This window comes from Pseudomonas sp. 8209, from assembly GCF_028682105.1.
In the GTDB taxonomy this organism is placed as follows: Bacteria; Pseudomonadota; Gammaproteobacteria; order Pseudomonadales; family Pseudomonadaceae; genus Aquipseudomonas; species Aquipseudomonas palmensis.
The window spans coordinates 1-26,276 of the sequence record NZ_JANIAH010000006.1; the positions used below are offsets into that span (position 1 = coordinate 1).

Annotated in this window: 17 protein-coding genes; 8 read left to right on the forward strand and 9 right to left on the reverse strand. The window is 64.1% G+C overall.

Annotated features, from left to right (window positions below):
• Positions 1-251: 251 nt before the first annotated feature.
• Entirely contained in the window at positions 252-2,255 is a 2,004-nt protein-coding gene (betT, locus tag NP552_RS13995; RefSeq protein WP_043860368.1) for a choline BCCT transporter BetT, read from the reverse strand.
• A 423-nt stretch (positions 2,256-2,678) separates the two neighbouring features.
• Here betT and betI point away from each other — a divergent pair, with 423 nt between their 5' ends.
• From betI to selO, 6 genes are all read left to right on the forward strand, one after another.
• Entirely contained in the window at positions 2,679-3,344 is a 666-nt protein-coding gene (gene betI / locus NP552_RS14000) for a transcriptional regulator BetI (RefSeq protein ID WP_043860369.1), read from the forward strand.
• 29 nt (positions 3,345-3,373) lie between these two features.
• Positions 3,374-4,846, forward strand: a complete 1,473-nt coding sequence (gene betB / locus NP552_RS14005) for a betaine-aldehyde dehydrogenase (protein ID WP_043860370.1) — start codon at positions 3,374-3,376, stop codon at positions 4,844-4,846.
• Between the two features lie 81 nt (positions 4,847-4,927).
• A complete protein-coding gene (gene betA, locus NP552_RS14010) occupies positions 4,928-6,625 on the forward strand; it encodes a choline dehydrogenase (RefSeq protein WP_043860371.1) in 1,698 nt (565 codons plus the stop codon).
• A 256-nt stretch (positions 6,626-6,881) separates the two neighbouring features.
• Positions 6,882-8,624, forward strand: a complete 1,743-nt coding sequence (locus NP552_RS14015) for a potassium/proton antiporter (protein ID WP_043860372.1) — start codon at positions 6,882-6,884, stop codon at positions 8,622-8,624.
• Positions 8,625-8,660: 36 nt separating this feature from the next.
• Positions 8,661-11,993, forward strand: coding sequence for a mechanosensitive channel MscK (gene mscK, locus NP552_RS14020; RefSeq protein ID WP_123753431.1), 3,333 nt, complete (start codon positions 8,661-8,663; stop codon positions 11,991-11,993).
• Complete coding sequence (selO, locus tag NP552_RS14025; RefSeq protein ID WP_274096838.1) at positions 11,990-13,450, forward strand: protein adenylyltransferase SelO; 1,461 nt, start codon at positions 11,990-11,992, stop codon at positions 13,448-13,450. Before mscK ends, selO begins: the two co-directional genes overlap by 4 nt.
• Before the next feature lie 87 nt (positions 13,451-13,537).
• On the opposite strand, the gene NP552_RS14030 is transcribed toward selO, so the two are convergent.
• Entirely contained in the window at positions 13,538-14,017 is a 480-nt protein-coding gene (locus NP552_RS14030; RefSeq protein WP_078481684.1) for a DUF4265 domain-containing protein, read from the reverse strand.
• A 154-nt stretch (positions 14,018-14,171) separates the two neighbouring features.
• On the opposite strand from NP552_RS14030, the gene trxC reads away from it, so the two are divergent.
• Positions 14,172-14,606: a thioredoxin TrxC gene (gene trxC / locus NP552_RS14035; RefSeq protein WP_054915555.1), complete on the forward strand. Its 435-nt coding sequence runs from the start codon at positions 14,172-14,174 to the stop codon at positions 14,604-14,606.
• On the opposite strand, the gene NP552_RS14040 is transcribed toward trxC, so the two are convergent.
• Together NP552_RS14040 and NP552_RS14045 are read right to left on the reverse strand one after the other, a co-directional pair.
• Positions 14,603-15,373 carry a ParA family protein gene (locus NP552_RS14040; RefSeq protein WP_043859929.1) on the reverse strand — a complete coding sequence of 257 codons (771 nt, stop codon included), beginning with the start codon at positions 15,371-15,373 and terminating at the stop codon, positions 14,603-14,605. The genes trxC and NP552_RS14040 overlap by 4 nt on opposite strands.
• A 66-nt stretch (positions 15,374-15,439) precedes the next feature.
• A complete protein-coding gene (locus tag NP552_RS14045; RefSeq protein ID WP_274096839.1) occupies positions 15,440-16,339 on the reverse strand; it encodes a LysR family transcriptional regulator in 900 nt (299 codons plus the stop codon).
• A gap of 143 nt (positions 16,340-16,482) precedes the next feature.
• Here NP552_RS14045 and NP552_RS14050 point away from each other — a divergent pair, with 143 nt between their 5' ends.
• Entirely contained in the window at positions 16,483-17,724 is a 1,242-nt protein-coding gene (locus tag NP552_RS14050; protein WP_443201037.1) for an MFS transporter, read from the forward strand.
• Positions 17,725-17,781: 57 nt separating this feature from the next.
• Here NP552_RS14050 and NP552_RS14055 read toward each other — a convergent pair whose 3' ends face one another.
• The 5 genes from NP552_RS14055 to gltB all read right to left on the reverse strand — a co-directional run bounded on the left by NP552_RS14055 (position 17,782) and on the right by gltB (position 26,007).
• Positions 17,782-18,129: a YgiW/YdeI family stress tolerance OB fold protein gene (locus tag NP552_RS14055; protein WP_043859932.1), complete on the reverse strand. Its 348-nt coding sequence runs from the start codon at positions 18,127-18,129 to the stop codon at positions 17,782-17,784.
• A gap of 87 nt (positions 18,130-18,216) precedes the next feature.
• Positions 18,217-18,717, reverse strand: coding sequence for a type II secretion system F family protein (locus tag NP552_RS14060; protein WP_274096840.1), 501 nt, complete (start codon positions 18,715-18,717; stop codon positions 18,217-18,219).
• Between the two features lie 147 nt (positions 18,718-18,864).
• A complete protein-coding gene (hemE, locus tag NP552_RS14065; RefSeq protein WP_043859934.1) occupies positions 18,865-19,929 on the reverse strand; it encodes a uroporphyrinogen decarboxylase in 1,065 nt (354 codons plus the stop codon).
• 180 nt (positions 19,930-20,109) lie between these two features.
• Complete coding sequence (locus tag NP552_RS14070; protein ID WP_043859935.1) at positions 20,110-21,528, reverse strand: FAD-dependent oxidoreductase; 1,419 nt, start codon at positions 21,526-21,528, stop codon at positions 20,110-20,112.
• A 33-nt stretch (positions 21,529-21,561) separates the two neighbouring features.
• Positions 21,562-26,007 carry a glutamate synthase large subunit gene (gene gltB, locus NP552_RS14075; protein WP_274096841.1) on the reverse strand — a complete coding sequence of 1,482 codons (4,446 nt, stop codon included), beginning with the start codon at positions 26,005-26,007 and terminating at the stop codon, positions 21,562-21,564.
• Positions 26,008-26,276 lie beyond the last annotated feature (269 nt).

Consider the following 26,276-nt stretch of genomic DNA (forward strand, 5'->3'; position numbering starts at 1 on the left):
GATTGGCTGCAGACCACGTTTATTATGGCCCGCAGCAATGTATGCACAGGGTTATCCACATTTGAGTGCGCAAGAAGTTGCGCAGTTGTTAAAAGTCGAGAATCGACTTTTTCGTGCTTTCCCTGGTCGCCAGCCAGCAAACCTTTTAATTTATTTATCGTTCGTCAGCGCTGTAGAACGCCAACGCATCGCCAGCAAAAAAAAGGCCCTGCCGTCACCGGCAGGGCCCTTCTTCATTCAGCTATCTGCCATCAGCTGTACACACGCCCCAGCAACTGGCGATGACTCTCGAACTGATCCAGCACGTCGCGGGTGATCTGCTCGACGGTAAAGCCCATCAGGTCGTACTCCTGGCTGCCGTTGTGCAAGTACACCTCGGCCCGGTAGTAACGCTGGCGCACGTCGCCTTCACCCTGCGCCGGCGCTTCGTTCGGCGCCGCCAGGTAGCCGTCCAGGCTCACTTCGTAGACGAACGGGTTGCCCTCCTCCATCTCGATGCGCAAGCCCATCGCCTCGCGCGACTGGCCGACGCGGCTCTGCACCTGCAGGCCCATGCCCTGCAACTGCACCGCCGCCTCTTTCAGCGCCGGGCTCACCTGCTTGTCCATGAAGCGCTGCACCATCGCCTGGGTCGGCTGCAGGTCCAGCTGGGTGAGGCGCTCGCTGAAGCCGCGACGGCCACGCGCCGCCAGTTCGGCCTGCTCCTGCTCGACCTGGGTGTCCTGCTTCATGGCCTTGAACAGGCCGAACATGAACACCACCAGCACCACCGAGAACGGCAGCCCGGCCAATACCACCATGGTCTGCATGGCCTGGAAGTTGCCCACCAGCAACAGCCCGATGGTCACCAGGGTGATGATCGCCGACCACAGGATACGCAGCCAGTGCGGGGCATCCTCGTCCACGTCGCCGCCCTTGCACGACAGGTTGGCCATCATCACCGCGCCCGAGTCAGCCGGGGTGAGGAACAGCACGAAGCCGACGAACACCGCCACACCAACCACGATCTTGGCCGCCGGGAAGTGCTCCAGCAGCTGGTAGATCGACATCGCCGGTTGTTCCACCGCCGTGCGTCCAAGCTCCACCGCACCGTGGTTGATCACCAGGTCCAGCGCGGTGTTGCCGAAGATCGACAGCCACGCCAGGGTAAAGCCCAACGGAATCAGCAGCACGCCGGCCACCAGCTCGCGCACGGTGCGGCCACGGGAGATACGCGCGATGAACATGCCCACGAACGGGGCCCAGGAAATCCACCAGGCCCAGTAGAACAGGGTCCACAGGCCCAGCCAGCCTTCGGACCTGGCGTTGTTGCCTTCGTACACGTACAGGTCAAAAGTCTTGAGGATCACGCCGTTGAGGTAGTCGCCGATGTTCTGCACGAAACCGTTGAGCAGGTGCAGGGTGTCGCCGAACAGCAGCACGAACAGCAGCAGGCCGCTGAACAGCAGGATGTTCAGGTTGGACAGGCGGCGAATGCCGTTCTCCACGCCGGACACCGCCGCGATCGTGGCCACGGTGCTCATCACCAGGATCACCATCAGCAGGTTGGTGTTGCTGTGCTGCATGCCGAACAGGTACTCCAGGCCCGAGGACACCTGCATCGCACCGATGCCCAGGTTGGTCACCAGGCCCAGCAGGGTCACGAACATGCCGAAGATGTCCACGGTGTGCCCGGCAGCCCCCTTGACCCAGCGCTCACCCACCAGCGGGTACAGCGCCGAACGCAAGGCCAGTGGCTGGTTGTGGCGGTAGGCGAAGTAGGCCACGGCCAGGCCCACCAGCGCATAGATCGCCCAGCCGTGCAGGCCCCAGTGCAGGAAGGTCAGCTGCATGCCCTGGCGTGCGGCCTCCAGGCTGGCCGGCGCACCGGCAGGCGGGTTGAAGTAGTGGTCCAGCGGTTCGGACGCGCCAAAGTACAGCAGCGAGATACCGATACCGGAGGAGAACAGCATGCCGGCCCAGGCACCGTAGCTGAAGTCGGGCTTGTCGTCCTTGCCGCCAAGCTTGAGCTTGCCGTAGGAGGAAAACGCCAGCCCGATGACGAACAGCAGGTAGCCGCCGATCACCAGCATGTAGTACCAGCCGAAGCTGCGCGACAGCCAGGCTTGGGCCTGGCCGAGAATTTGACCGGCCGTGTCCGGGGCGGCGATCAGCAAGGCAGTCAACAACAGGATCAGCAGCGCGGTGGTGTAGAACACCACGCTGTTGACCCGGACCCTCTCGGCAGGGGTCTTTATCAGGGAGGCAGAACTCATTGCACAGATGCTCCAGGCAGTGCGAGAGAAAACACGAAACGACCCGTCACCCGCGCAATTGGTGCAATAGCCCCACTGCGTCAGGTGTTATAAAAGCACCTTGAAAAACCGTGATCCCAAACCGATTGCGTTGAAAAAAACAGAAAAAGGGTCCCGATCCGAGGGCCCGCCGAACGGTGCGACACCGCTGGGCAATTCTGATCAACGTTTCGTTTAAACCCGTGCACGCCTTGCATTACGGGGGTTACACGTCTTTTTAGGGTGCCAATCGGCGTCAGTGACGGGCCACAAAAACCTGTCAATGGCGCGAATTGTCGCAGAGCTTATTCTTTGTTGATTGAACGTTCAATCAAAACAAAATAGACTGGTCTTCGCCGAGTCAGCCGCCTGTCGTCTGCCCGAAGGCCTGAGGAGATTTGCCAGATGCCCAAGGTCGGTATGCAACCCATTCGCCGCCAGCAGTTGATCGAAGCCACGTTGATGGCGGTAGACCAGGTCGGCATGGGGGACGCCAGCATTGCGCTGATCGCCCGTTTGGCCGGTGTGTCGAACGGCATCATCAGTCACTACTTCCAGGACAAGAACGGCCTGATCGCAGCGACCATGCGGTACTTGATGAACGTGCTGATCGACAACGTCGCGGCACGTCGCCAGGCGCTCACGGAGGACACCCCGCGCGCCCACCTGAAGGTGATCGTCGAGGGCAACTTCGACGCCAGTCAGGTCAACGGCCCGGCAATGAAAACCTGGTTGGCCTTCTGGGCCGCCAGCATGCACCAGCCGTCTTTGCACCGGTTGCAGCGGATCAACGATCACCGCTTGTATTCCAACCTGTGCTGCCAGTTCCGCCGTGTGTTGCCGCTGCCCGAAGCCCGCAGCGCGGCCCGCGGGCTGGCTGCCCTGATCGACGGGCTGTGGCTGCGCGGCGCGCTGTCGGGAGATGCCTTCGATACCGACCAGGCGCAGCAGATCGCTTACGAATACATGGATTCACAACTGGCTAAACAGAGCAGCCCGGCTCTACAGGACCCGGCCTCTGAACCACTGCGCGTCGCGAGTGCCAAACAAGCAGGAGCACAGCGCGGATAGCCGACACACACTGCACTTGCGAGGACACTATGGCCCGTTTCGAAACGCAAAAACTCTACATTGACGGTGGTTATGTCGACGCTTCCAGCGGCGCCACCTTCGACGCCATCAACCCGGCCAACGGCGAAGTCCTCGCCCAGGTGCAACGTGCCAACCAGGCCGACGTGGAGCGCGCAGTGGAAAGCGCCGAGCGCGGCCAGAAAGTCTGGGCGGCCATGACCGCCATGCAGCGTTCGCGCATCCTGCGCCGCGCCGTCGACATCCTGCGCGAGCGCAACGACGAGCTGGCTGCACTGGAAACCCTGGACACCGGCAAGTCCTACTCCGAAACCCGCTACGTCGACATCGTCACCGGTGCCGACGTGCTCGAATACTACGCAGGCCTGGTGCCGGCCATCGAAGGCGAGCAGATCCCGCTGCGCGACAGCTCGTTCGTGTACACCCGTCGCGAGCCGCTGGGCGTGACCGTGGGTATCGGCGCCTGGAACTACCCGATCCAGATCGCCCTGTGGAAATCCGCCCCGGCCCTGGCCGCCGGCAACGCGATGATCTTCAAGCCCTCGGAAGTCACTTCGCTGACCACCCTGAAACTGGCCGAGATCTACACCGAAGCCGGCCTGCCGGACGGCGTGTTCAACGTACTGACCGGCAGCGGCCGCGACGTCGGCACCTACCTCACCGAACACCCGCGCATCGAGAAGGTCTCGTTCACCGGCGGCACCGCCACCGGCAAGAAGGTCATGGCCAGCGCCTCGAGCTCCTCGCTCAAGGAAGTCACCATGGAGCTGGGCGGCAAGTCGCCGCTGATCATCTGTGAAGACGCCGACCTGGACCGCGCCGCCGACATCGCGATGATGGCCAACTTCTACAGCTCGGGCCAGGTGTGCACCAACGGCACCCGCGTGTTCATCCCGGCCTCGCTCAAAGCCGCCTTCGAAGCCAAGATCGCCGAGCGCGTGGCGCGCATCCGCATCGGCAACCCGCAGGACGAGAACACCAACTTCGGCCCGCTGGTCAGCTTCGCCCACATGGAAAGCGTGCTGGGCTACATCGCCAAGGGCAAGCAAGAAGGTGCCCGCGTACTGTGTGGCGGCGAGCGCCTGACCGACGGCGAGTTCGCCAAGGGCGCCTTCGTGGCCCCGACCGTCTTCACCGACTGCCGTGACGACATGACCATCGTCAAGGAAGAGATCTTCGGCCCGGTGATGAGCATCCTCTCCTACGAGACCGAAGAAGAAGTCATCCGTCGCGCCAACGACACCGACTACGGTCTGGCCGCCGGTGTCTGCACCAACGACATCAGCCGCGCGCACCGCATCATCCATCAGCTGGAAGCGGGCATCTGCTGGATCAACGCCTGGGGCGAATCGCCGGCCGAGATGCCGGTCGGTGGCTACAAGCAATCCGGTGTCGGCCGTGAAAACGGTGTCAGCTCGCTGGCCCAGTACACGCGGATCAAGTCGGTACAGGTCGAGCTGGGCAACTACGCCTCGGTGTTCTAAGCACCCGTGTAGCCGCGCCCGGGCCGCCAGGTCCGGGCGCCTCCCCCGCTCCCCTGCTCACTGCCTATGAGGGTACGCAACATGTCCCACGTTTTTGACTACATCATCGTCGGGGCCGGCTCGGCCGGTAACACCCTGGCGACCCGCCTGACCGAAGACGAAGGCGTCACCGTATTGCTGCTGGAAGCCGGCGGCCCGGACTACCGCTTCGACTTCCGCACCCAGATGCCGGCCGCACTGGCCTTCCCGTTGCAGGGCCGACGCTACAACTGGGCCTACGAGACCGACCCGGAGCCGCACATGGACGGCCGCCGCATGGAATGTGGCCGCGGCAAGGGCCTGGGCGGCTCCTCGCTGATCAACGGCATGTGCTACATCCGCGGCAACGCCATGGACTACGACGGCTGGGCCAAGCTGCCAGGCCTGGAAGACTGGTCTTACCTGGACTGCCTGCCGTATTTCCGCAAGGCCGAAACCCGTGACATCGGCCCCAACGACTACCATGGCGGCGAAGGCCCGGTGAGCGTCACCACGCCAAAAGCCGGCAACAACCCACTGTTCCACGCCATGGTCGAAGCCGGCGTGCAGGCCGGTTACCCGCGCACCGAAGACCTGAACGGCTACCAGCAGGAAGGTTTCGGCCCGATGGACCGTACCGTGACGCCCAAGGGCCGTCGCGCCAGCACCGCCCGCGGCTACCTGGACACCGCCAAGAAACGCTCGACGCTGACCATCGTCACCCATGCCCTGAGCGACCGCGTGCTGTTCGAAGGCAAGCGCGCCGTGGGCGTGACCTACCTGGTGGGCGCCAGCGAAGAGCGCGTCGAAGCCCGTGCCCGCAAGGAAGTCATCGTGTGCAGCGGCGCCATCGCCTCGCCACAGTTGCTGCAGCGCTCCGGCGTGGGCCCGGCGGCCCTGCTCGAAAGCCTGAACATCCCTGTGGTGCACGACCTGCCGGGCGTGGGCGAGAACCTGCAGGATCACCTCGAACTGTACCTGCAGTACGCCTGCACCCAGCCGGTGTCGCTGTATCCGTCGCTGCTCTGGTACAACCAGCCGGCCATCGGTGCACAGTGGCTGTTCGCGGGCACCGGCATCGGCGCCAGCAACCAGTTCGAGGCCGGCGGCTTCATCCGCTCGCGCCCGGAATTCGAATGGCCTAACATCCAGTACCACTTCCTGCCGGTGGCGATCAATTACAACGGCAGCAACGGCGTGCAGGAACACGGCTTCCAGGCGCACATGGGCTCGATGCGTTCGCCTAGCCGCGGGCGTATCCAGCTCAAGTCCAAGGACCCGCGCCAGCACCCGAGCATCCTGTTCAACTACATGGCCACCGAGCAGGACTGGCAGGAGTTCCGTGACGGTATCCGCCTGACCCGCGAGATCATGGCGCAGCCGGCGCTGGACGCCTACCGTGGCCGCGAGATCAGCCCCGGTGCCGACGTGCAGACCGACGAGCAGCTGGACACATTCATCCGCGAGCACGCCGAGACCGCGTTCCACCCATCGTGCTCGTGCAAGATGGGCATCGACGAGATGGCGGTGGTCGACGGCCAGGGCCGCGTGCATGGCATGCAGGGCCTGCGCGTGGTGGATGCCTCGATCATGCCGATCATCACCACCGGCAACCTGAACGCGCCGACGATCATGATGGCCGAGAAGATCGCCGACAAGATCCGTGGCCGCCAGCCATTGCCGCGCAGCACGGCCAAGTACTATGTGGCCAATGGTGCACCGGTGAAGGGCAAGCCGATGCGTGAGGTGCCGCAGGCTTAAGACCCTGCTGCCCCTTCGCCGGCAAGGCCGGCTCCTACAGGCACCGCATACCCTGTAGGAGCCGGCCTTGCCGGCGAAGACGCCTGCATCAACAGCACGAATCAAGCACCCCTGCGGTGCTTTTTTTGTGCCCGCGATAATCGCTTTACAGCCCGCCAACCTCACAGGTTAGAATCCTTGGCACGCGACCTGCTAGCTGAAGTCAGGCAAAAAGCAAGTCACGCCTCTTTCTGCAATCCCCCCTGGAGTACTGCCTTTGGATGCGTCCACCATCAATAGCCTGTTCTTGATCGGCGCATTGCTGGTAGGTGCAAGTATCCTGGTCAGTTCACTCTCCTCGCGCCTGGGCATCCCGATCCTGGTGATCATCCTGGCAGTGGGCATGGTTGCCGGCGTCGACGGCGGCGGCATCATCTTCAACAACTACCCGACCGCCTACCTGGTGGGCAACCTGGCACTGGCCGTGATCCTGCTCGACGGCGGCCTGCGCACCCGCGTCTCGAGTTTCCGCGTGGCCCTGTGGCCGGCGCTGTCGCTGGCCACGGTGGGGGTGATGATCACCACCGGCCTCACCGGCCTGGCCGCCGCCTGGCTGTTCGACCTGAGCCTGATGCAGGGCCTGCTGATCGGCGCCATCGTCGGCTCCACCGACGCCGCCGCGGTGTTCTCGCTGCTGGGCGGCAAGGGCCTCAACGAGCGGGTGACGGCCACCCTGGAAATCGAGTCGGGCAGCAACGACCCGATGGCGGTGTTCCTCACCGTGACCCTGATCGAGATGATCGCCAGCGGCCAGAACGGCCTGCACTGGGGCCTGCTCGGCCACCTGGTGCGCGAATTCGGCATCGGCAGCCTGCTGGGCCTGGGCGGCGGCTGGCTGATGCTGCAGCTGGTCAACCGCATGAACCTGGCCGGCGGCCTGTACCCGATCCTGGTGATCAGCGGCGGCCTGGTGGTGTTCGCGCTCACCAACGCCCTGCACGGCAGCGGCTTCCTGGCCGTGTACCTGTGCGGCCTGGTGCTGGGCAACCGGCCGATCCGCAGCCGCCACGGCATCCTGCACATGCTCGACGGCATGGCCTGGCTGGCCCAGATCGGCATGTTCCTGGTGCTGGGCCTGCTGGTCACGCCCCACGACCTGCTACCCATCGCGCTGCCGGCCCTGGGCCTGGCGCTGTGGATGATCCTGTTCGCGCGGCCGCTGTCGGTGATGATCGGCCTGCTGCCATTCAAGGCCTTCCATGGCCGCGAAAAGGTGTTCATCTCGTGGGTCGGCCTGCGCGGCGCGGTGCCGATCATCCTTGCGGTGTTCCCGCTGATGGCCGGGCTGCCGCATGCCCAGCTGTACTTCAACCTGGCCTTCTTCATCGTACTGGTGTCGCTGCTGGTGCAGGGCACCAGCCTGCCGTGGGTGGCGCGCCTGCTCAAGGTGACCGTGCCGCCCGACCCGGCGCCGATCTCGCGCTCGGCCCTGGAAGTGCACATCACCAGCGAGTGGGAGCTGTTCGTGTATCGCCTGGGTGCGGAGAAGTGGTGCATCGGTGCCGCCCTGCGCGAGCTGAAAATGCCCGAAGGCACGCGTATCGCTGCCCTGTTTCGCGGTCAGCAACTGCTCCATCCGTCGGGAAGTACCACCCTCGAAGTCGGCGACCTGCTGTGCGTGATCGGCCACGAACACAACCTGCCGGCGCTGGGCAAGCTGTTCAGCCAGGCGCCGCAACGCGGCCTGGACCTGCGTTTCTTCGGCGACTTCGTGCTCGAAGGTGACGCAGAACTGGGGGCTGTAGCGGCGTTGTACGGTTTGCAGCTCGACGGCCAGGACCCGCACCAGCCGCTGGCGCACTTCATCGAGCAGAAGGTCGGCGGCGCACCGGTGGTGGGCGACCAGATCGAATGGAACAACACCCTGTGGACCGTTGCGCTGATGGAAGGGAACAAGATCCTCAAAGTGGGTATCAAATTCCCCGAAGGTTCTCGACCCGGCCCCGGGTTGTTCCTTTAAACTTCGATTCTCTGCCCGGTTCTACGACGTCTGCCTATGTCCCTGCGCACTGTTGTTAGCGCAGCCCTGCTCGGGCTGTGCCTGTCCCTCTCCTTCGCCCAGGCGGCGGAACCCCCCACCACGGCAAGCGTCCAGCACAGCCTGGACAAGATCGCCGAGCGCAAGCTGCCGGAGGCCGACCAGAAGGCCCTGCAGCAAGTGCTGGAGCAGACCCTTGGCCTGCTGGCCTCGCGCGACGACTACGACAAGCGCCTGGCCGCGCTCAAGCAGCAACTGGCCGACGCCCCGCGCCAGACCAGCGAAAACCAGCGCGAGCTGACCCGGCTCAAGGACACCAAGACCCTGCCCGTGGCGCAGCGCTACGCCAGCATGGGCGTGCCGCAGCTGGAGCAGTTGCTGTCCGAGCGCACCACCCAGCAGGGCGAGCTGCAGAAAGCGCTGTCCGAAGCCAACAGCCTGATCATCAACTCCCAGACCCGCCCCGAGCGCGCCCAGGCCGAGATCAGCAGCAACCAGACCCGCACCCAGCAGATCAACAGCATCCTCAAGCTGGGCAAGGACAACGGCAAGAGCCTCTCGGCCGACCAGCGCAACCAGCTCAATGCCGAACTCGCCTCGCTCAACGCGCTGACCCTGCTGCGCCGCCAGGAACTGGCCGGCAACAGCCTGCTGCAAGACCTGGGCAACAGCCAGCACGACCTGCTGATCGAGCGCGCCGCGCGCCTTGAGCAGGAGATCCAGGACCTGCAGACGCTGATCAACCAGAAGCGCCTGGCGCAGTCGCAGCAGACCGTCACCGAACAGTCCATCGAGGCACAGAAGGCCGGCGGCAGCAGCGTGCTGGCCACCGAAAGCGCCACCAACCTAAAGCTGTCCGACTACCTGCTGCGCAGCACCGACCGCCTCAACGAGCTGACCCAGCAGAACCTGCAGACCAAGCAGCAGCTCGACAGCCTGACCCAGGCCGACCAGGCACTGGACGAACAGATCAGCGTGCTCAAGGGCAGCCTGTTGCTGTCCAAGATCCTCTACAAGCAGAAGCAGGCCCTGCCGCACCTGAAGGTCGATCGCGACCTGGCCGACCAGATTGCCGACATTCGCCTGTACCAGTTCGAGGTCAACCAGCAGCGCGAGCAGATCAGCAGCCCCAGCAGCTACGTCGACAAGCTGCTGGCCACCCAGCCGCCCGACAGCGTCACCCCACAGTTGCGCAAGGCCCTGCTGGAGGTGGCAATCACCCGCAGCGATTTGCTGGAGCGGCTCAACCGCGAGCTGAGCGCCCTGCTCAACGAATCCATCACCCTGCAACTGAACCAGAAGCAGCTGCTGAGCACCGCACAGAACCTGCGCGGCACCCTCGACGAACAGATGTTCTGGATCCCCAGCAACAAGCCGCTGGACTTCGAGTGGCTGCGCAGCGTGCCCGAACGCCTGCAAAAGCAGGTGGTGAGCCTGCCGTGGGGGTCGGGCATCAACGAACTGGCCGACGGCCTGACGCAGCGCCCGCTGCTGTTCCTGCCGCTGCTGTTGCTGATCGGCGCCCTGCTGTGGCGGCGCAAGTACCTGTATGCGCGGCTGAACAAGGTTCACCAGGATGTGGGCCACTTCAAGCGTGACAGCCAGTGGCACACGCCCCAGGCCATTCTGATCAATATCCTGCTGGCGATGCCGCTGAGCCTGGGCCTGGCGCTGTGCGGCTATGCGCTGCAGATCGACGCCCGCGGCCAGAACGCCAACCTGGGCGCCGCGCTGTGGCAGATCGCCCAGGCCTGGCTGGTGTTCTACACCGCCTACCGGATTCTGGCGCCCGGCGGCGTGGCCGAGCTGCACTTTCGCTGGGAGAAGGCCCAGGTCGAGTTCCTGCGCGGCTGGATCCGCCGCCTGGGCAGCGTGGTACTGGCGCTGGTCGGCGTGGTGGCGGTGGCCGAGCACCAGCCCTCGGCGCTGGCCGACGACGTGCTCGGCATCGGTGTGGTACTGACCTGTTACGCACTGATGGCCTGGCTGCTCAGCCGCCTGCTGCTGAGCAGCCCCGCGCACCGCAATACCTCGCTGTTTCGCAAGGCCGTGGGCGTGGCGTTCACGGCGCTTCCGGTGGCGCTGTTCATTGCCGTGTGCTTTGGCTACTACTACACCGCACTCAAGCTCACCGACCGCCTGATCGACACCCTGTACCTGCTGATGTTCTGGCTGGTGATCGAGGCAGCCTTCGTGCGCGGCCTGGCCGTGGCCGCCCGGCGCCTGGCCTACCAGCGCGCACTGAGCAAGCGCCAGGCCACCAAGGAAGGGCTCGATGGCGAGGTGATCGTCGAGGAGCCGACCCTGGACATCGAGCAGGTCAACCAGCAGTCGCTGCGCCTGATCCGTCTGGCCCTGCTGGGCGGCTTCATCGCCGCGCTGTACTGGGTGTGGGCCGACCTGATCAGCGTGTTCGCCTACCTCGACAACATCACCCTGTACGAGTACACCAGCGGCACCGGCGCGGCCATGAGCATGGTGCCGATCAGCCTGGGCGACCTGCTCGGGGCACTGGTGATCATCGGCATCACCTTCGCCCTGGCCGGCAACCTGCCGGGGCTGCTCGAGGTGCTGGTGCTGTCACGCCTGAACCTGGCCCAGGGCAGCGCGTATGCGACCACCACGTTGCTGTCGTACGTGATTGCCGGGGTGGGCTTCGTCACCACGCTGTCGACCCTCGGCGTCAGCTGGGACAAGCTGCAATGGCTGGTGGCGGCGCTGTCGGTGGGCCTGGGCTTCGGCATGCAGGAGATCTTCGCCAACTTCATCTCCGGCATCATGATCCTGTTCGAGCGCCCGGTGCGCATCGGCGACACCATCACCATCGGCAACCTGTCGGGCACGGTGAGCAAGATCCGCATCCGCGCCACCACCATCACCGACTTCGACCGCAAGGACATCATCGTCCCCAACAAGACCTTCATCACCGGCCAGTTGATCAACTGGTCGCTGACCGACACCATCACCCGCGTCACCCTCAAGCTGGGCGTGGACTACGGCTCGGACCTGGACCTGGTACGCACCCTGCTGCTGCAGGCAGCCAACGAGAACCCGCGGGTGCTCAAGGAGCCGGCACCGATCGTGTACTTCCTGAACTTCGGCGAGAGTACCCTGGACCACGAACTGCGCATGCACGTGCGTGACCTGGGCGACCGCAACCCGGTACTCGACGAGATCAACCGCTACATCAACAAGGAATTCAAGCGGCAGCACATCAACATCTCGTTCCGCCAGATGGAGGTGTACCTGAAGAACATGCAGGGCCAGGAGTACAAGATGGTACCGGTCGAAGCGCCGAACAAGACCGTGCTGCCCGAGCCCCCCACCGATGCGCCAGGAGATGGCCGTTGAAATCCCTCGACGAACTGACCTTCGACAACCGCTTCGCCCGCCTGGGCGATGCGTTCTCCACCCACGTGCTGCCCGAACCGATTACCGAGCCGCGCCTGGTCGTGGCCAGCGACGCGGCCATGGCACTGCTCGACCTGGACCCTACCGAGGCGCATTCCCCGGTGTTCGCCGAGCTGTTCAGCGGACACAAGCTGTGGGCCGAGGCCGAGCCGCGGGCGATGGTGTATTCGGGGCATCAGTTCGGTTCGTACAATCCGCGCCTGGGTGACGGTCGCGGGCTGTTGCTGGGCGAGGTGTACAACGATGCCGGCGAGCACTGGGACCTGCACCTCAAGGGTGCCGGGCAGACGCCGTATTCACGCATGGGCGATGGCCGTGCGGTGCTGCGCTCGTCGATCCGCGAGTTCCTCGCCTCCGAGGCCCTGCACGCGCTGGGCATCCCCAGCAGCCGCGCGCTGTGCGTGATCGGCTCGAGCACGCCGGTGTGGCGCGAAACCCAGGAGCGCGCGGCGATGGTGCTTCGTCTGGCGCCCAGCCATGTGCGCTTTGGCCACTTCGAATACTTCTACTACACCCGCCAACCCGAGCAGCAGCGCGAGCTGACCGAGCACGTGCTCAACCTGCACTTTGCCGAGTGCCGCGAGCAGCCCGAGCCGTACCTGGCGATGTTCCGTACCATCGTCGAACGCAATGCCGAGCTGATTGCGCGCTGGCAGGCCTATGGCTTCTGCCACGGGGTGATGAACACCGACAACATGTCGATCCTGGGCATCACCTTTGACTTCGGGCCGTTTGCCTTCCTCGACGACTTCGATGCCGGCTTCATCTGCAACCATTCCGACGACCAGGGACGCTACAGCTTCAGCAACCAGGTGCCGATCGCACACTGGAACCTGAGCGCGCTGGCCCAGGCGCTGACGCCGTTCATCAGCGTCGAGGCGCTGAAGGAAACGCTGGGGCTGTTCCTGCCGTTGTACCAGGCCCATTACCTGGACCTGATGCGTCGACGCCTGGGGCTTACCGAGGCGCGCGATGACGATTCGGCGCTGGTCGAGCGCTTGCTGGGGCTGATGAACAAGGGCGCTGTGGACTACACGCTGTTCTTCCGCAAGCTGGGTGATCAGCCGGCGGCGCAGGCCGTGCGGGTGGTGCGCGACGATTTCGTCGACCTGGCCGGGTTCGATGCCTGGGCAGTGGAGTACCTGGCGCGCCTGGACCAGGAGCCGGGCAATGCCGAAGGCCGGCGCGCGCGGATGCACGCGGTGAACCCGCTGTACATTCTGCGCAACTACCTGGCGCAGCGTGCCATCGAGGCGGCTGAAGGCGGGGATTACGAGGAAGTGCGACGCCTGCACCAGGTGCTGACACGGCCGTACGAGGAACAGCCGGGGATGCAGGCCTATGCCGAACGCCCGCCCGAGTGGGGCAAGCATCTGGAGATCAGTTGTTCATCCTGATGGGCCGGGGTTGACCGATTCGCCAGCAATGCTGGCTCCTACAGGTTAGCGCCGTCCGTAGGAGCCAGCCTTGCTGGCGAAAAGACGTCAGACCCACCAGTTCAGCAACGTCTCATCCTCGTCGTCATCGAGGTTCTGGTAGATGTTGGCGTAATACCACTGCACCCCCGTCGCCTCCCGAAACCGGTCGAACACCGGGCGAATCGCCTCGAACCCATTGCTCGCCGGCACTGCCAGCGTCAGGTTGCCTTTGTAGCGACCATCCAGCGTGCCGCCCAGCAACGTCTGCACCTCGCTTTCCAGCGTGTCGACGGCATCCTGGGGCAGCTCGTTGGCGTAGACATGGATGCAAAAATTGCCACCCCTGCGCACCACCTCGACATGCTGATCGGGGATGGCCGTGCAGATGATGTCGCCGCGCGCCATGTTCAGCGCCAGCCCCGGCGACGACAGCAGTTCATAGGTATGTTCGCCCACTTCGCGCACCGGCACGCTTTCGAACACCGGCTCGCCGTTCTTCTTTCTGTCGACGAATACACGAATGTGCGGTGAATGCTGGCAATCCATCGGTCTGTCCCTGGCCTGTTCAGAAAGGCGCATGCTAAACCATTACAGCCTCTTCGCCAGCATCGCTGGCTTATCTGGCAGGCTATGGCATCTTGCAATCCACCCTCATCACCTCCAGATACCCAACATCACCTGACGCATCCGGACTCCCACCATGACCGACCCCCTCCACATCCCCTGCCCCCACTGCAACGGCCTCAACCGCATCCCCGCCGCACGCCTGAGGGACGCACCCAAGTGCGGGCGCTGCAAGGGTGAGGTGCTGTTGCACAAGCCATTCGAATTGAAACAGGGCGACTACGCCAGCCAGATCAAGGGCGACCTGCCATTGCTGATCGATGTGTGGGCCGACTGGTGCGGGCCCTGCAAGGCGTTCGGCCCGGTCTTCGAACAGGCCGCCGGCCAACTGGCCGGACGCTGCCGCCTGGCCAAGCTCGACAGCGAAGCCAATCAGCAACTGGCCGGGCAACTGGGCATACGCTCCATCCCCAGCCTGATCCTGTTCAAGAACGGCCGCGAAGTGGCGCGCCAGAGCGGCGCCTTCCCACTCCAGCAACTGCTGGAATGGCTGCGCAGCCAGGGGGTCTAGGCGTTTTCCAGCAGCGTATGCAGTTCGACGAACTGCTGGGTCAGCTTGTGCCGCGGTTCCAGGTGAATCAGCGGCAGGCTGGCCTGGTGGGACTCGCGCATCTTCACCGAGCTGTTGAGATACACCGGCAGCACCGGCAAGCCTTCGGCAATCAGTTCGTCGAGCATCTGCTGCGGCAGGCTGGCCCGCGCCTGGAACTGGTTGACCACGATGCCCTCGACTTCCAGGCCCTCGTTGTGGTCTTCCTTGAGCTCTTCGATCTCGGCCAGCAGGCCGTACAGCGCCTGACGCGAGAAGCTGTCGCAGTCGAAGGGGATCAATACGCGATCGGCGGCGATCAACGCTGAAACCGCATAGAAGTTCAACGCAGGCGGGGTGTCCAGGTAGATGCGGTCGTAATCGTCGGACAGCTCGTCCAGCAGCTTTCGCAGCTTGTTGATCTTGTGCTTGGCCTCGAGCTTGGGCTGCAGGTCGGCCAGCTCTGCCGTGGCGGTCACCACATGCAGGTTGTCGAACGGGGTTTCATAGATGTCGACCTTGTTCTTCTTGGCGAAGGGCCCCGAGGACAGGGTCTGCTTGAAGAAGTCGGCAATGCCCATGGGAATGTCCTCGCCGGTCAGGCCGGTGAGGTACTGGGTCGAGTTGGCCTGGGCGTCCAGGTCGATCAACAGGGTTCGATAGCCTTCGTTGGCACTGACGGCCGCCAGGTTGCAGGCAATGCTCGACTTGCCCACGCCACCTTTCTGATTGAACACCACGCGCCGCATGAACAGACCTCCATGTGAAAGGAACTACCGAGTATGTGAGGGTTGCGCCGGTTTAGCCAGTGCCTTTCAGCCCTGCGTCTGGGCCTGGCGGATCAACAGTTCGGTGAACGCCCGGGCCATCGCCGACACGTCCTCGCGTCGCTGCGCCAGCCATACCGCTGTCACCGCGTCGGCGTCGAGCAAGGTGCGGTACACCACCCCGTCGATGCGCATGCGCTTGAACGACGCCGGCAGCACCGACACCCCAAGCCCCGCCGATACCAGGCCGATGATGGTCATGGCCTCGCCTGCCTCCTGGGCAAAGTGCGGGCTGAAGCCGGCCGAGCGCGCCAGGCTGAGCAACTGCGCGTGCAGGCCGCTGCCGTAGCTGCGCGGGAAGAACACGAACGGCTCCTGGGCCAGGGCCGCCAGCGGCAGGCCCTGCTCGTTGCCCTGGGCCAGCGGGTGCGCGGCATTGAGCACCGCCACCAGCGGCTCGCGGAACAGTTCGGTGATCACCACGCCATCGGGCACGCTCATCGGGCGCATCAGGCCGACCTCGATGGACTCGTCGAGCAAGGCATCCACCACGTCGCGGCTGCTCAATTCCTTGAGGTTCAGGTGCACCGCCGGGAAGCGCTGGCGAAACGCATTGATGGCCTTGGGGATGCTGGAGTTGAACGGCGCCGAGGAGGTGAAGCCGATCTTCATCTCGCCCAGCTCGCCGAGCTGGGCACGCCGCGCCACGTCGGCGGCCTTGTCGACCTGCGCCAGCACCTGGCGCGCCTCGTCGAGAAACAGCCGGCCGGCTTCGCTGAGCGCCACCCGTCGGTTGGTACGCTCGAACAGGCGTGCACCCAGCTCCTGCTCCAGGGCCTGGATCTGCTGGCTCAGCGGCGGTTGAGAGATGCCCAGTTGCTGTGCGGCACGGCCAAAATGCAGCTCTTCGGCCACGGCGATGAAGTAGCGAAGGTGGCGCAGTTCCATGGCAACTCCAATAGGTCGTAAAACCTCTTAAACAGGTCGAACAATATATTGGAAAAGATCAATAGCCAGCTATATGCTTTTTTCACTGCCTGCGAGGCCGTGCCCCTTTCGAGGTCCCCGTGAAAACTGCTGTTGCCCATGAGCTGCCCCCTACCCCGGCGAGCACCGCCGCCCCCCTGAACGAAAGCTGGATCGAGAAAGGCACCCCTGCGTTCATGCGCACGGTGCTGGCGTTGTTCTGTGGCGGCTTTGCCACCTTCGCCCTGCTGTACTGCGTGCAGCCGATGATGCCGCTGCTGTCCCACGAGTTCTCCATCAATGCCGCCCAGAGCAGCCTGGTGCTGTCGGTGTCGACCGGCCTGCTGGCGTTCGGGCTGCTGGTGACCGGGCCGATTTCCGACCGCGTCGGGCGCAAGCCGGTGATGGTGTTCGCCCTGTTCTGCGCCGCGCTGTGCACCATCGCCAGCGCATTGATGCCCAGCTGGCACGGCGTGCTGGCCATGCGTGCCCTGGTGGGCCTGTCGCTGAGCGGGCTGGCGGCGGTGGCCATGACCTACCTGAGCGAAGAGATTCATCCGCAGCACATCGGCCTGGCCATGGGGCTGTACATCGGCGGCAACGCCATCGGCGGCATGAGCGGGCGCCTGATCACCGGGGTACTGATCGACTTCGTCAGCTGGCACACCGCGATGCTGGTGATCGGCGGCCTGGCACTGGTCGCGGCGGCAGTGTTCTGGAGGATCCTGCCCGAGTCGCGCAACTTCAGTGCACGCTCGATGAACCCGCGCAGCCTGCTGAACGGCTTCACCCAGCACTTTCGCGACGCCGGGCTGCCGTGGCTGTTTCTGGAAGCATTTCTGCTGATGGGCGCCTTCGTCACGCTGTTCAACTACATCGGCTACCGGCTGCTCGCCGAGCCGTACCACATGAGTCAGGCGCTGGTGGGGCTGCTGTCGGTGGTGTACCTGGCAGGCATCTACAGCTCGGCGCAGATCGGCGCACTGTCGGACAAGCTGGGGCGGCGCAAGGTGTTCTGGATGAGCATCCTGCTGATGTTCGGTGGGTTGCTGCTGACGCTGTTCTCGCCCCTGGTGCTGGTGATCGTCGGCATGCTGGTATTCACCTTCGGCTTCTTTGGCGCGCATTCGGTGGCCAGCAGCTGGATCGGCCGGCGTGCGCTCACGGCCAAAGGGCAGGCCTCTTCGCTGTATCTGTTCAGCTATTACGCGGGGTCGAGCGTGGCTGGCACGGCAGGCGGGGTGTTCTGGCATTACGGTGGGTGGAACGGCATCGGGCTGTTCATCGGCAGCCTTCTGGTGATCGCACTGCTGGTGGCGTTGCACCTGAGCAAGCTGCCGGCGCTGCCGGGGAATGTGAAGGGCTGATACCCCTCGCCGGCAAGGCCGGCTCCTACCAGGAGCCGGCCTTGCCGGCGAAGCTGTTCAGTTGATGATTTCGACCAGGTCGACATCGATCTCGCGGGACATCAGGTTCTTCTCGACCTCACCGGTCAGCTTGACCTTGGTCTTGTCGTTGAAGGCCACCGCCGGCAAGTCTTCGTTGTCGATCTCGACGGTGATGGTGCCGCTGGCATCCTTGAATTCGTACTTGTCGTCGTTGTTGAGCTTCTTGACCACAAAGCCCTGCAGTACCACCGGAGTGTCGTCGGCGGCGTCGTTGGCTGCCGCGACCGTGGTGACCGGCTGGGCGCCAGGGCCGGTGTAGCCGGCGGCCATCGCGCCAGTGGTGAACAGCGGGGCAAGCAGCAGAGCCAGGTAACGAGTTTTCATGGTGGGCATTCCGTTTCAAGTGGGGATGCGCTCAGGTTAATCCCCACGCCTGAACTGAAGCTTAATGCGCGATGGTGGGAAACCCGATCAGGCCAGCAACGCGGTGAGGCTCAGAATCGGCATAAGGATGGCCAGCCCGATGAACAGCATCACACCGCCCGTCATCGCCAGCATCAATGGCTCAAACAGGCCCAGGGCTCGTTCAACCCTTACGCCCGACAGCAAACCGTGCCACCTCAGGCGACGCCGCAGTGCATGCAACGCGAGCCGTGCGAACACGCCGGCGGGGACCAGCACACCGGCAAACGGCAGCGCGAAGCGCTGCCCGCTCTCGTTCAGCGCCATCGAAACGCGGATCGTGGCCGGCAACGCCTGCTGGTGATGGGCGAATATCTGCACGACATCAGGGATCACGACACCCAGCAGGAACGCGATGATGGCCAGCACGGCGCACATCAGGATCGCCGGATACAGCAACGCCAGGCGGATGCCCTGACGCGTCAGTTGCTGGTTGTCAACGTACTCGGCAAGCCGTTGGCAGGTTGCCGCCAGCAGGGGATGCTGTACTGCGCGGGTATCCTTGGGCACGGGTTCCTTCCTTGAATGGCACGGCTGTGCATCGAGGTCGGAATGGTAAGGGAGGGGGCTTGGACGGGCCGTAGGACGGATCGGCGGGGGAGCGTGAAAAGTCAGTGGCGGGGCCGCGATACGCGGCACCCGCCAGGCAGTTGCCCGTTACTGGTGGTACTGCGCAGACAGTTCGTGCACGGCGTGGATGAAGGCACCGGCATGTTCCGGATCGACTTCCGGGGTGATGCCATGGCCCAGGTTGAACACGTGGCCGGTACCGTGGCCATAGCTGGCCAGGATACGCCCGACTTCGGCGCGGATGGCCTCGGGCTTGGCGTAGAGCACGGTCGGGTCCATGTTGCCCTGCAGGGCCACCTTGCTGCCCACGCGCTGGCGCGCCTCACCGATGTCGCAGGTCCAGTCCAGGCCCAGCGCGTCGGCGCCGGCATCAGCAATGCTTTCCAGCCACAGGCCGCCGTTCTTGGTGAACAGGATCACCGGCACCTTGCGCCCTTCGTGCTCGCGGATCAGGCCGCTGACGATCTTGCGCATGTAGGCCAGGGAGAACTCCTGGTACGCCGCCGCCGACAGGTTGCCACCCCAGGTGTCGAAGATCTGCACGGCCTGTGCGCCGGCCAGGATCTGCCCGTTGAGGTAGCTGACCACCGACTGGGCGAGCTTGTCGAGCAGCAGGTGCATGGCCTGTGGGTTGTCATAGAGCATGGCCTTGGTCTTGCGAAAGTCCTTGGACGAGCCGCCTTCGACCATGTAGGTGGCCAGGGTCCACGGGCTGCCGGAGAAGCCGATCAGCGGCACACGGCCGTTGAGCTCGCGGCGGATGGTGCTGACCGCATCCATCACGTAGCCCAGGTCCTTTTGCGGGTCGGGGATCGGCAGCGCCTCGATGTCGGCCAGGGTGCTGATGACTTTCTTGAAGCGCGGGCCTTCGCCGGTTTCGAAATACAGGCCCTGGCCCATGGCGTCAGGGATGGTCAGGATGTCCGAGAACAGGATCGCGGCGTCCAGCGGGTAGCGGTCCAGCGGCTGCATCGTGACCTCGCAGGCGAACTGCGGGTTCATGCACAGGCTCATGAAGTCACCGGCCTTGGCGCGGCTGGCGCGGTACTCCGGCAGGTAGCGGCCGGCCTGGCGCATCATCCACACCGGGGTGACGTCTACGGGTTGCTTGAGCAGGGCGCGCAGAAAACGATCGTTCTTCAAGGCAGTCATGTCGGCATCCGGAAAAAAAGTGGGGGCATTTTCTCAGACACCAACGTAAAAGGCACGGTATGAACCGTGCCTTTTGTCTATCGACCTGTGGTAGGTCAATAGATTTAGTTAAAAGCTTCGCCGGCAAGGCCGGCTCCTACAGGTTTGGTAGGAGCCAGCCTTGCTGGCGAAGAGGCCCGATCAGACCTCCAGGTAGTCCAGAATCCCCTCGGCGGCATTGCGCCCCTCGAAGATAGCCGTCACCACCAGGTCCGAACCGCGCACCATGTCGCCACCGGCAAACACCTTGGGGTTGCTGGTCTGGTGCTTGAAGCGGTTCTGCTCCGGCGCCACCACACGGCCCTGGCTGTCGGTCTGGATGCTGAACTGCTCGAACCACGGCGCAGGGCTGGGGCGGAAACCGAAGGCGATGACCACAGCGTCCGCCGGGATGATCTCTTCGGAACCCGGGATCGGCTCCGGGCTGCGACGGCCACGGGCATCCGGCTCGCCGAGACGGGTCTCGACCACCTTCACGCCCTCGACCTTGTCTTCCCCCACGATCGCGATCGGCTGGCGGTTGTAGAGGAACTTCACGCCCTCCTCCTTGGCGTTCTTCACCTCCTTGCGCGAGCCGGGCATGTTCGCTTCGTCACGCCGGTAGGCACAGGTCACGGCCTTGGCGCCCTGGCGGATGGAGGTACGGTTGCAGTCCATCGCGGTGTCGCCGCCGCCCAGCACCACGACCTTCTTGTCCTTCATGTCGACGAAGTCTTGCGGGGACTTTTCAAAGCCCAGGTTGCGGTTGACGTTGGCGATCAGAAAATCCAGCGCGTCGTGCACACCCGGCAGGTCTTCGCCAGGGAAGCCACCCTTCATGTAGGTGTAGGTGCCCATGCCCATGAACACCGCATCGAACTCCTCGAGCAACTGGTCCATGGTGACGTCCTTGCCCACCTCGGTGTTCAGGCGGAACTCGATGCCCATGCCGGTGAAGACTTCGCGGCGGTTGCTGAGCACGGTCTTTTCCAGCTTGAACTCGGGGATGCCAAAGGTCAGCAGGCCGCCGATCTCGGGGTTCTTGTCGAACACCACCGGGGTTACCCCGCCGCGCACCAGCACGTCGGCACAACCCAGGCCCGCCGGGCCGGCACCGATCACCGCGACGCGCTTGCCGGTGGGCACCACCTTGGACATGTCCGGGCGCCAGCCCATGGCGAAGGCGGTGTCGGTGATGTACTTCTCCACCGAGCCGATGGTCACCGCGCCGAAGCCGTCGTTGAGGGTACAGGCACCCTCGCACAGACGGTCCTGCGGGCACACCCGGCCGCACACTTCGGGCAGGGTGTTGGTCTGGTGCGACAGCTCCGCGGCGGCGAGGATGTTGCCCTCCGACACCAGCTTGAGCCAGTTGGGAATGAAGTTGTGCACCGGGCACTTCCATTCGCAGTACGGGTTGCCACAGCCCAGGCAGCGGTGGGCCTGTTCGGCCGACTGCTGGGGTTTGAAGGGCTCGTAGATTTCCACGAACTCTTTCTTGCGTTGACGCAACAGTTTCTTCTTCGGATCCTTGCGCCCGACCTCGATGAACTGGAAGTCATTACTCAGACGTTCAGCCATGTTCAAAACCTCATCAAACTCTTCAGGCGCATATCACTGCGGGTTGGCACGGGTGCTGGACAGCAGGTTCTTCAGGTTGGCCGCCTTCGGCTTGACCAGCCAGAAGCGACGCACGTAGTCATCCAGGTTTTCCCAGAGCTCACGACCCCATTCGCTGTTGGTTTCTTCGACGTATTCACCCAGCACGCGCTGCAGGTGGCTGCGATAAGCCTCCATCGCCTCGCCGCTGATACGCTGGATCTCCACCAGTTCGTGGTTGACCTTGTCGACGAAGCTGTTGTCCTGGTCGAGCACGTAGGCAAAACCACCGGTCATCCCGGAACCGAAGTTGTAACCGGTCTTGCCCAATACGCAGACAAAGCCCCCGGTCATGTATTCACAGCAGTGATCGCCCGTGCCCTCGACGATGGCGTGGGCACCGGAGTTGCGCACCGCGAAGCGCTCACCCGCGGTACCGGCGGCGAACAGCTTGCCGCCCGTGGCGCCGTACAGACAGGTGTTGCCGACGATGGCGCTGTGCTGGGTTTCGAACGGGCTGCCCGCTGGCGGCACGATCACCAGTTTGCCGCCGGTCATGCCCTTGCCGACATAGTCGTTGGCATCACCTTCGAGGTACATGTTCAGGCCACCGGCGTTCCACACCCCGAAGCTCTGCCCGGCAGTGCCCTTGAAGCGGAAGGTCAGCGGCGCCTTGGCCATGCCCTGGTTGCCGTGCAGGCGGGCAATTTCACCGGAGATCCGCGCGCCGATGGAGCGGTCGCAGTTGCAGATATCCAGCTCGAATTCGCCGCCGGCCAGGTCACGGATCGCCGGCAGGGCCATCTGCACCATCTTCTCGGCCAGCACGCCCTTGTCGAACGGCGGGTTGCGGTCCACTTCGCAGAACTGCGGCTTGTCGGCCGGAACGTGCGGGCTGCCCAGCAACGGGCTGAGGTCCAGGTGCTTCTGCTTCTCGGTTTCACCGGGGAGCATTTCCAGCAGGTCGGTACGCCCGATCAGCTCGCCCAGGCTGCGCACGCCCAGCCTGGCCAGCCATTCACGGGTTTCCTCGGCCACGTAGGTGAAGAAGTTGACCACCATGTCGACGGTGCCGATGTAGTGGTCCTTGCGCAGTTTTTCATTCTGCGTGGCCACGCCGGTGGCGCAGTTGTTCAGGTGGCAGATGCGCAGGTACTTGCAGCCCAGGGCGATCATCGGTGCGGTGCCGAAGCCGAAGCTTTCGGCGCCGAGGATCGCGGCCTTGACCACGTCCAGGCCGGTTTTCAGGCCGCCATCGGTCTGTACCCGCACCTTGCCGCGCAGGTCGTTGCCGCGCAGGGTCTGGTGGGTTTCGGCCAGGCCCAGTTCCCACGGTGCACCGGCGTACTTGATGGAGGTCAGCGGCGAGGCGCCGGTACCACCGTCGTAGCCGGAGATGGTGATCAGGTCGGCATAGGCCTTGGCCACGCCGGCGGCGATGGTGCCTACCCCGGCTTCGGCCACCAGCTTGACCGAGACCAGCGCCTGCGGGTTGACCTGCTTCAGGTCGAAGATCAGCTGCGAGAGGTCTTCGATCGAGTAGATGTCATGGTGCGGCGGTGGCGAGATCAGGGTCACGCCCGGCACCGCATAGCGCAGCCTGGCGATCAGGCCGTTGACCTTGCCGCCCGGCAGCTGGCCGCCCTCGCCCGGCTTGGCGCCCTGGGCCACCTTGATCTGCAGCACTTCGGCGTTGACCAGGTATTCGGGAGTGACGCCGAAGCGGCCGGTGGCCACCTGCTTGATCTTGGAACTGCGGATGGTGCCGTAGCGGGCCGGGTCTTCGCCGCCCTCGCCGGAGTTGGAGCGCGCGCCCAGGCGGTTCATCGCCTCGGCCAGGGCTTCGTGGGCCTCAGGCGACAGCGCGCCCAGGGAAATACCCGCCGAATCGAAGCGCTTGAGGATGGCCTCCAGCGGCTCGACTTCGCTCAGGTCCAGCGGCTGCTCCAGGGTTTTCACCTTGAGCAGGTCGCGGATCATCGACACCGGACGCTTGTCGACCAGTGCGGTGTATTCCTTGAACTTGGCGTAGTCGCCCTGCTGCACGGCGGCTTGCAGGGTATTGACCACGTCCGGGTTGTAGGCGTGGTATTCGCCACCGTGCACGAACTTGAGCAGGCCGCCCTGCTGGATCGGCTTGCGCGGGCTCCAGGCTTCGGCGGCCAGCAGCTTCTGCTCGTTCTCGATGTCGACGAAGCGCGCGCCCTTGAGGCGGCTGGCCACGCCACGGAAGCTGAGGTTGACCACTTCCTCGGACAGGCCCACGGCTTCGAACAGCTGCGCGCCCCGGTAGGAACCGATGGTCGAGATGCCCATCTTGGAGAGGATCTTGAGCAGCCCCTTGGAGATGCCCTTGCGGTAGTACTTGAACACTTCGTCCAGGTCACCGAGCACTTCGCCGGTGCGGATCAGGTCGGCCAGCACTTCGTAGGCAAGATACGGGTACACCGCCGAGGCGCCGAACCCGATCAGCACCGCGTAGTGGTGTGGATCGCGGGCGGTGGCGGTCTCGACCAGGATGTTGCTGTCGCAGCGCAGGCCCAGTTCGGTCAGGCGATGGTGCACGGCGCCCACGGCCAGCGACGCATGCACCGGCAGCTTGCCGGGTGCGATATGACGGTCGCTCAGTACCAGCTGGGTCTTGCCGCTGCGCACGGCTTCTTCGGCCTGTTCGGTGATGTTGCGCAAGGCTGCTTCCAGGCCGATGCTTTCCTCGTAGTTGAGGTCGATCACCTGGCGTTCGAAGCCCGGGCGGTCGAGGTTCATCAGCGAGCGCCACTTGGCCGGCGAAATCACCGGCGAGCTGAGAATCACCCGCGAGGCGTGCTCGGGGGATTCCTGGAAGATGTTGCGCTCGGCACCCAGGCAGATCTCCAGCGACATCACGATGGCTTCGCGCAGCGGGTCGATCGGCGGGTTGGTGACCTGCGCGAACTGCTGGCGGAAGTAGTCGTAGGTGGAACGAACGCGTTGCGACAGGATCGCCATCGGCGTGTCGTCGCCCATCGAGCCCACGGCTTCCTGACCCTGCTCACCCAACGGGCGCAGCACCTGGTCACGCTCCTCGAAGGTGACCTGGAACATCTTCATGTACTGCTTGAGCTGGTCGCCGTCGTAGCTGGCCACACCCTGGTCGTCGCTCAGGTCGGCCTGGATGCGCAGGGCATTCTGGCGCAACCAGCGCTTGTACGGGTGGCGCGACTTGAGGCGGTTGTCGATCGCATCGGTGTCGAGGATCTGGCCGGTCTCGGTGTCGACCGCGAAGATCTGCCCCGGGCCCACGCGGCCCTTGGCGATGACGTCTTCGGGCTTGTAGTCCCACACGCCGATTTCCGACGCCAGGGTGATATAGCCGTTCTTGGTGGTGACCCAGCGCGCCGGGCGCAGGCCGTTGCGGTCGAGCAGGCACACGGCATGGCGGCCTTCGGTGAGCACGATGCCCGCCGGGCCGTCCCAGGCTTCCATGTGCATGGAGTTGTATTCATAGAACGCGCGCAGGTCGGGGTCCATGGTCTCGACGTTCTGCCAGGCCGGCGGTACCAGCATGCGCACGCCACGGAACAGGTCGATGCCACCGGTGACCATCAGCTCGAGCATGTTGTCCATCGACGAGGAGTCGGAGCCCACGCGGTTGACCAGCGGGCCGAGCTCTTCCAGATCCGGGATCAGGTCGTTGGCGAACTTGGTACGCCGCGCCTGGGCCCAGTTGCGGTTGCCGGTGATGGTGTTGATCTCGCCGTTGTGGGCGAGGAAGCGGAATGGCTGGGCCAGCGGCCATTTGGGCAGGGTATTGGTGGAGAAGCGCTGGTGGAACACGCAGATCGCGGTCTGCAGGCGCTCGTCGCTCAGGTCCGGATAGAAGGCGGTGAGGTCCGCCGGCATCATCAGGCCTTTGTAGATGATGGTCTTGTGCGAAAAGCTGCAGATGTAGTGTTCGACATCGGCGGCGTTGGCCACCGACGAGCGACGCCGGGCACTGAACAGCTTGATCGCGAATTCCTGATCGCTCAGGCCTTCGCCACCGACGAACACCTGCTCGATCTGCGGCAGGCGCTCCAGCGCCAGGCGACCGAGCACGCTGGTGTCGATCGGCACCTTGCGCCAGCCCACCAGGCTCAGGCCGGCAGCGAGGATCTCGCGGTTCATGTTGTCGCGTGCGGCTTCGGCCTTGGCGGTGTCCTGGTTGAAGAACACCATGCCGACCGCGTACTGGCGGGGCAGCTCGCTGCCGAACTGTTCCAGGGCCACGGCCCGCAGGAACCGATCGGGCTTCTGCATCAGCAGCCCGCAGCCGTCGCCGGTCTTGCCGTCGGCGTTGATCCCACCACGGTGGGTCATGCAGGTCAGGGCCTGGATAGCCGTTTGCAAAAGGTGGTGGCTGGGTTCGCCCGTCATATGGGCGATCAGGCCGAAACCACAGTTATCCTTGAATTCTTCGGGATGGTACAGACCTGTTTTCATAGACACTTTCTCACCAGGTTCGCCTCTCACCAAGGCAAATCTCTTTTTAATACAACCACTTACCATCCACGCCGAACGAACGTCAGCTTTGCGGGGGCAATACGGATGCCATTGTTGCACAGCGACAGTGAAGCCCACAAATTTACTGACGCATCAGTGAAAATCCATGTCGCATTTTTGAATGTTTTTATACAAGAATCCGTGGTAACGGAATTGCTTGAGTCTGAAGCGTTTCAGCCTGGACTGCAACAGGGGCTTGTGGCCGGCAG

Bases quoted from the DNA above. Each gene is read 5' to 3' on its own strand.
- NP552_RS14055 (WP_043859932.1), bottom strand. From the start codon at position 18,129: ATGAAAACTCGTTACCTGGCTCTGCTGCTTGCCCCGCTGTTCACCACT.
- gltB (WP_274096841.1), bottom strand. From the start codon at position 26,007: ATGAAAACAGGTCTGTACCATCCCGAAGAATTCAAGGATAACTGTGGT.
- betT (WP_043860368.1), bottom strand. From the start codon at position 2,255: ATGAGTTCTGCCTCCCTGATAAAGACCCCTGCCGAGAGGGTCCGGGTC.
- betA (WP_043860371.1), top strand. From the start codon at position 4,928: ATGTCCCACGTTTTTGACTACATCATCGTCGGGGCCGGCTCGGCCGGT.
- trxC (WP_054915555.1), top strand. From the start codon at position 14,172: ATGACCGACCCCCTCCACATCCCCTGCCCCCACTGCAACGGCCTCAAC.
- NP552_RS14030 (WP_078481684.1), bottom strand. From the start codon at position 14,017: ATGGATTGCCAGCATTCACCGCACATTCGTGTATTCGTCGACAGAAAG.
- betB (WP_043860370.1), top strand. From the start codon at position 3,374: ATGGCCCGTTTCGAAACGCAAAAACTCTACATTGACGGTGGTTATGTC.
- NP552_RS14070 (WP_043859935.1), bottom strand. From the start codon at position 21,528: ATGGCTGAACGTCTGAGTAATGACTTCCAGTTCATCGAGGTCGGGCGC.
- mscK (WP_123753431.1), top strand. From the start codon at position 8,661: ATGTCCCTGCGCACTGTTGTTAGCGCAGCCCTGCTCGGGCTGTGCCTG.
- betI (WP_043860369.1), top strand. From the start codon at position 2,679: ATGCCCAAGGTCGGTATGCAACCCATTCGCCGCCAGCAGTTGATCGAA.
- NP552_RS14045 (WP_274096839.1), bottom strand. From the start codon at position 16,339: ATGGAACTGCGCCACCTTCGCTACTTCATCGCCGTGGCCGAAGAGCTG.
- hemE (WP_043859934.1), bottom strand. From the start codon at position 19,929: ATGACTGCCTTGAAGAACGATCGTTTTCTGCGCGCCCTGCTCAAGCAA.
- NP552_RS14040 (WP_043859929.1), bottom strand. From the start codon at position 15,373: ATGCGGCGCGTGGTGTTCAATCAGAAAGGTGGCGTGGGCAAGTCGAGC.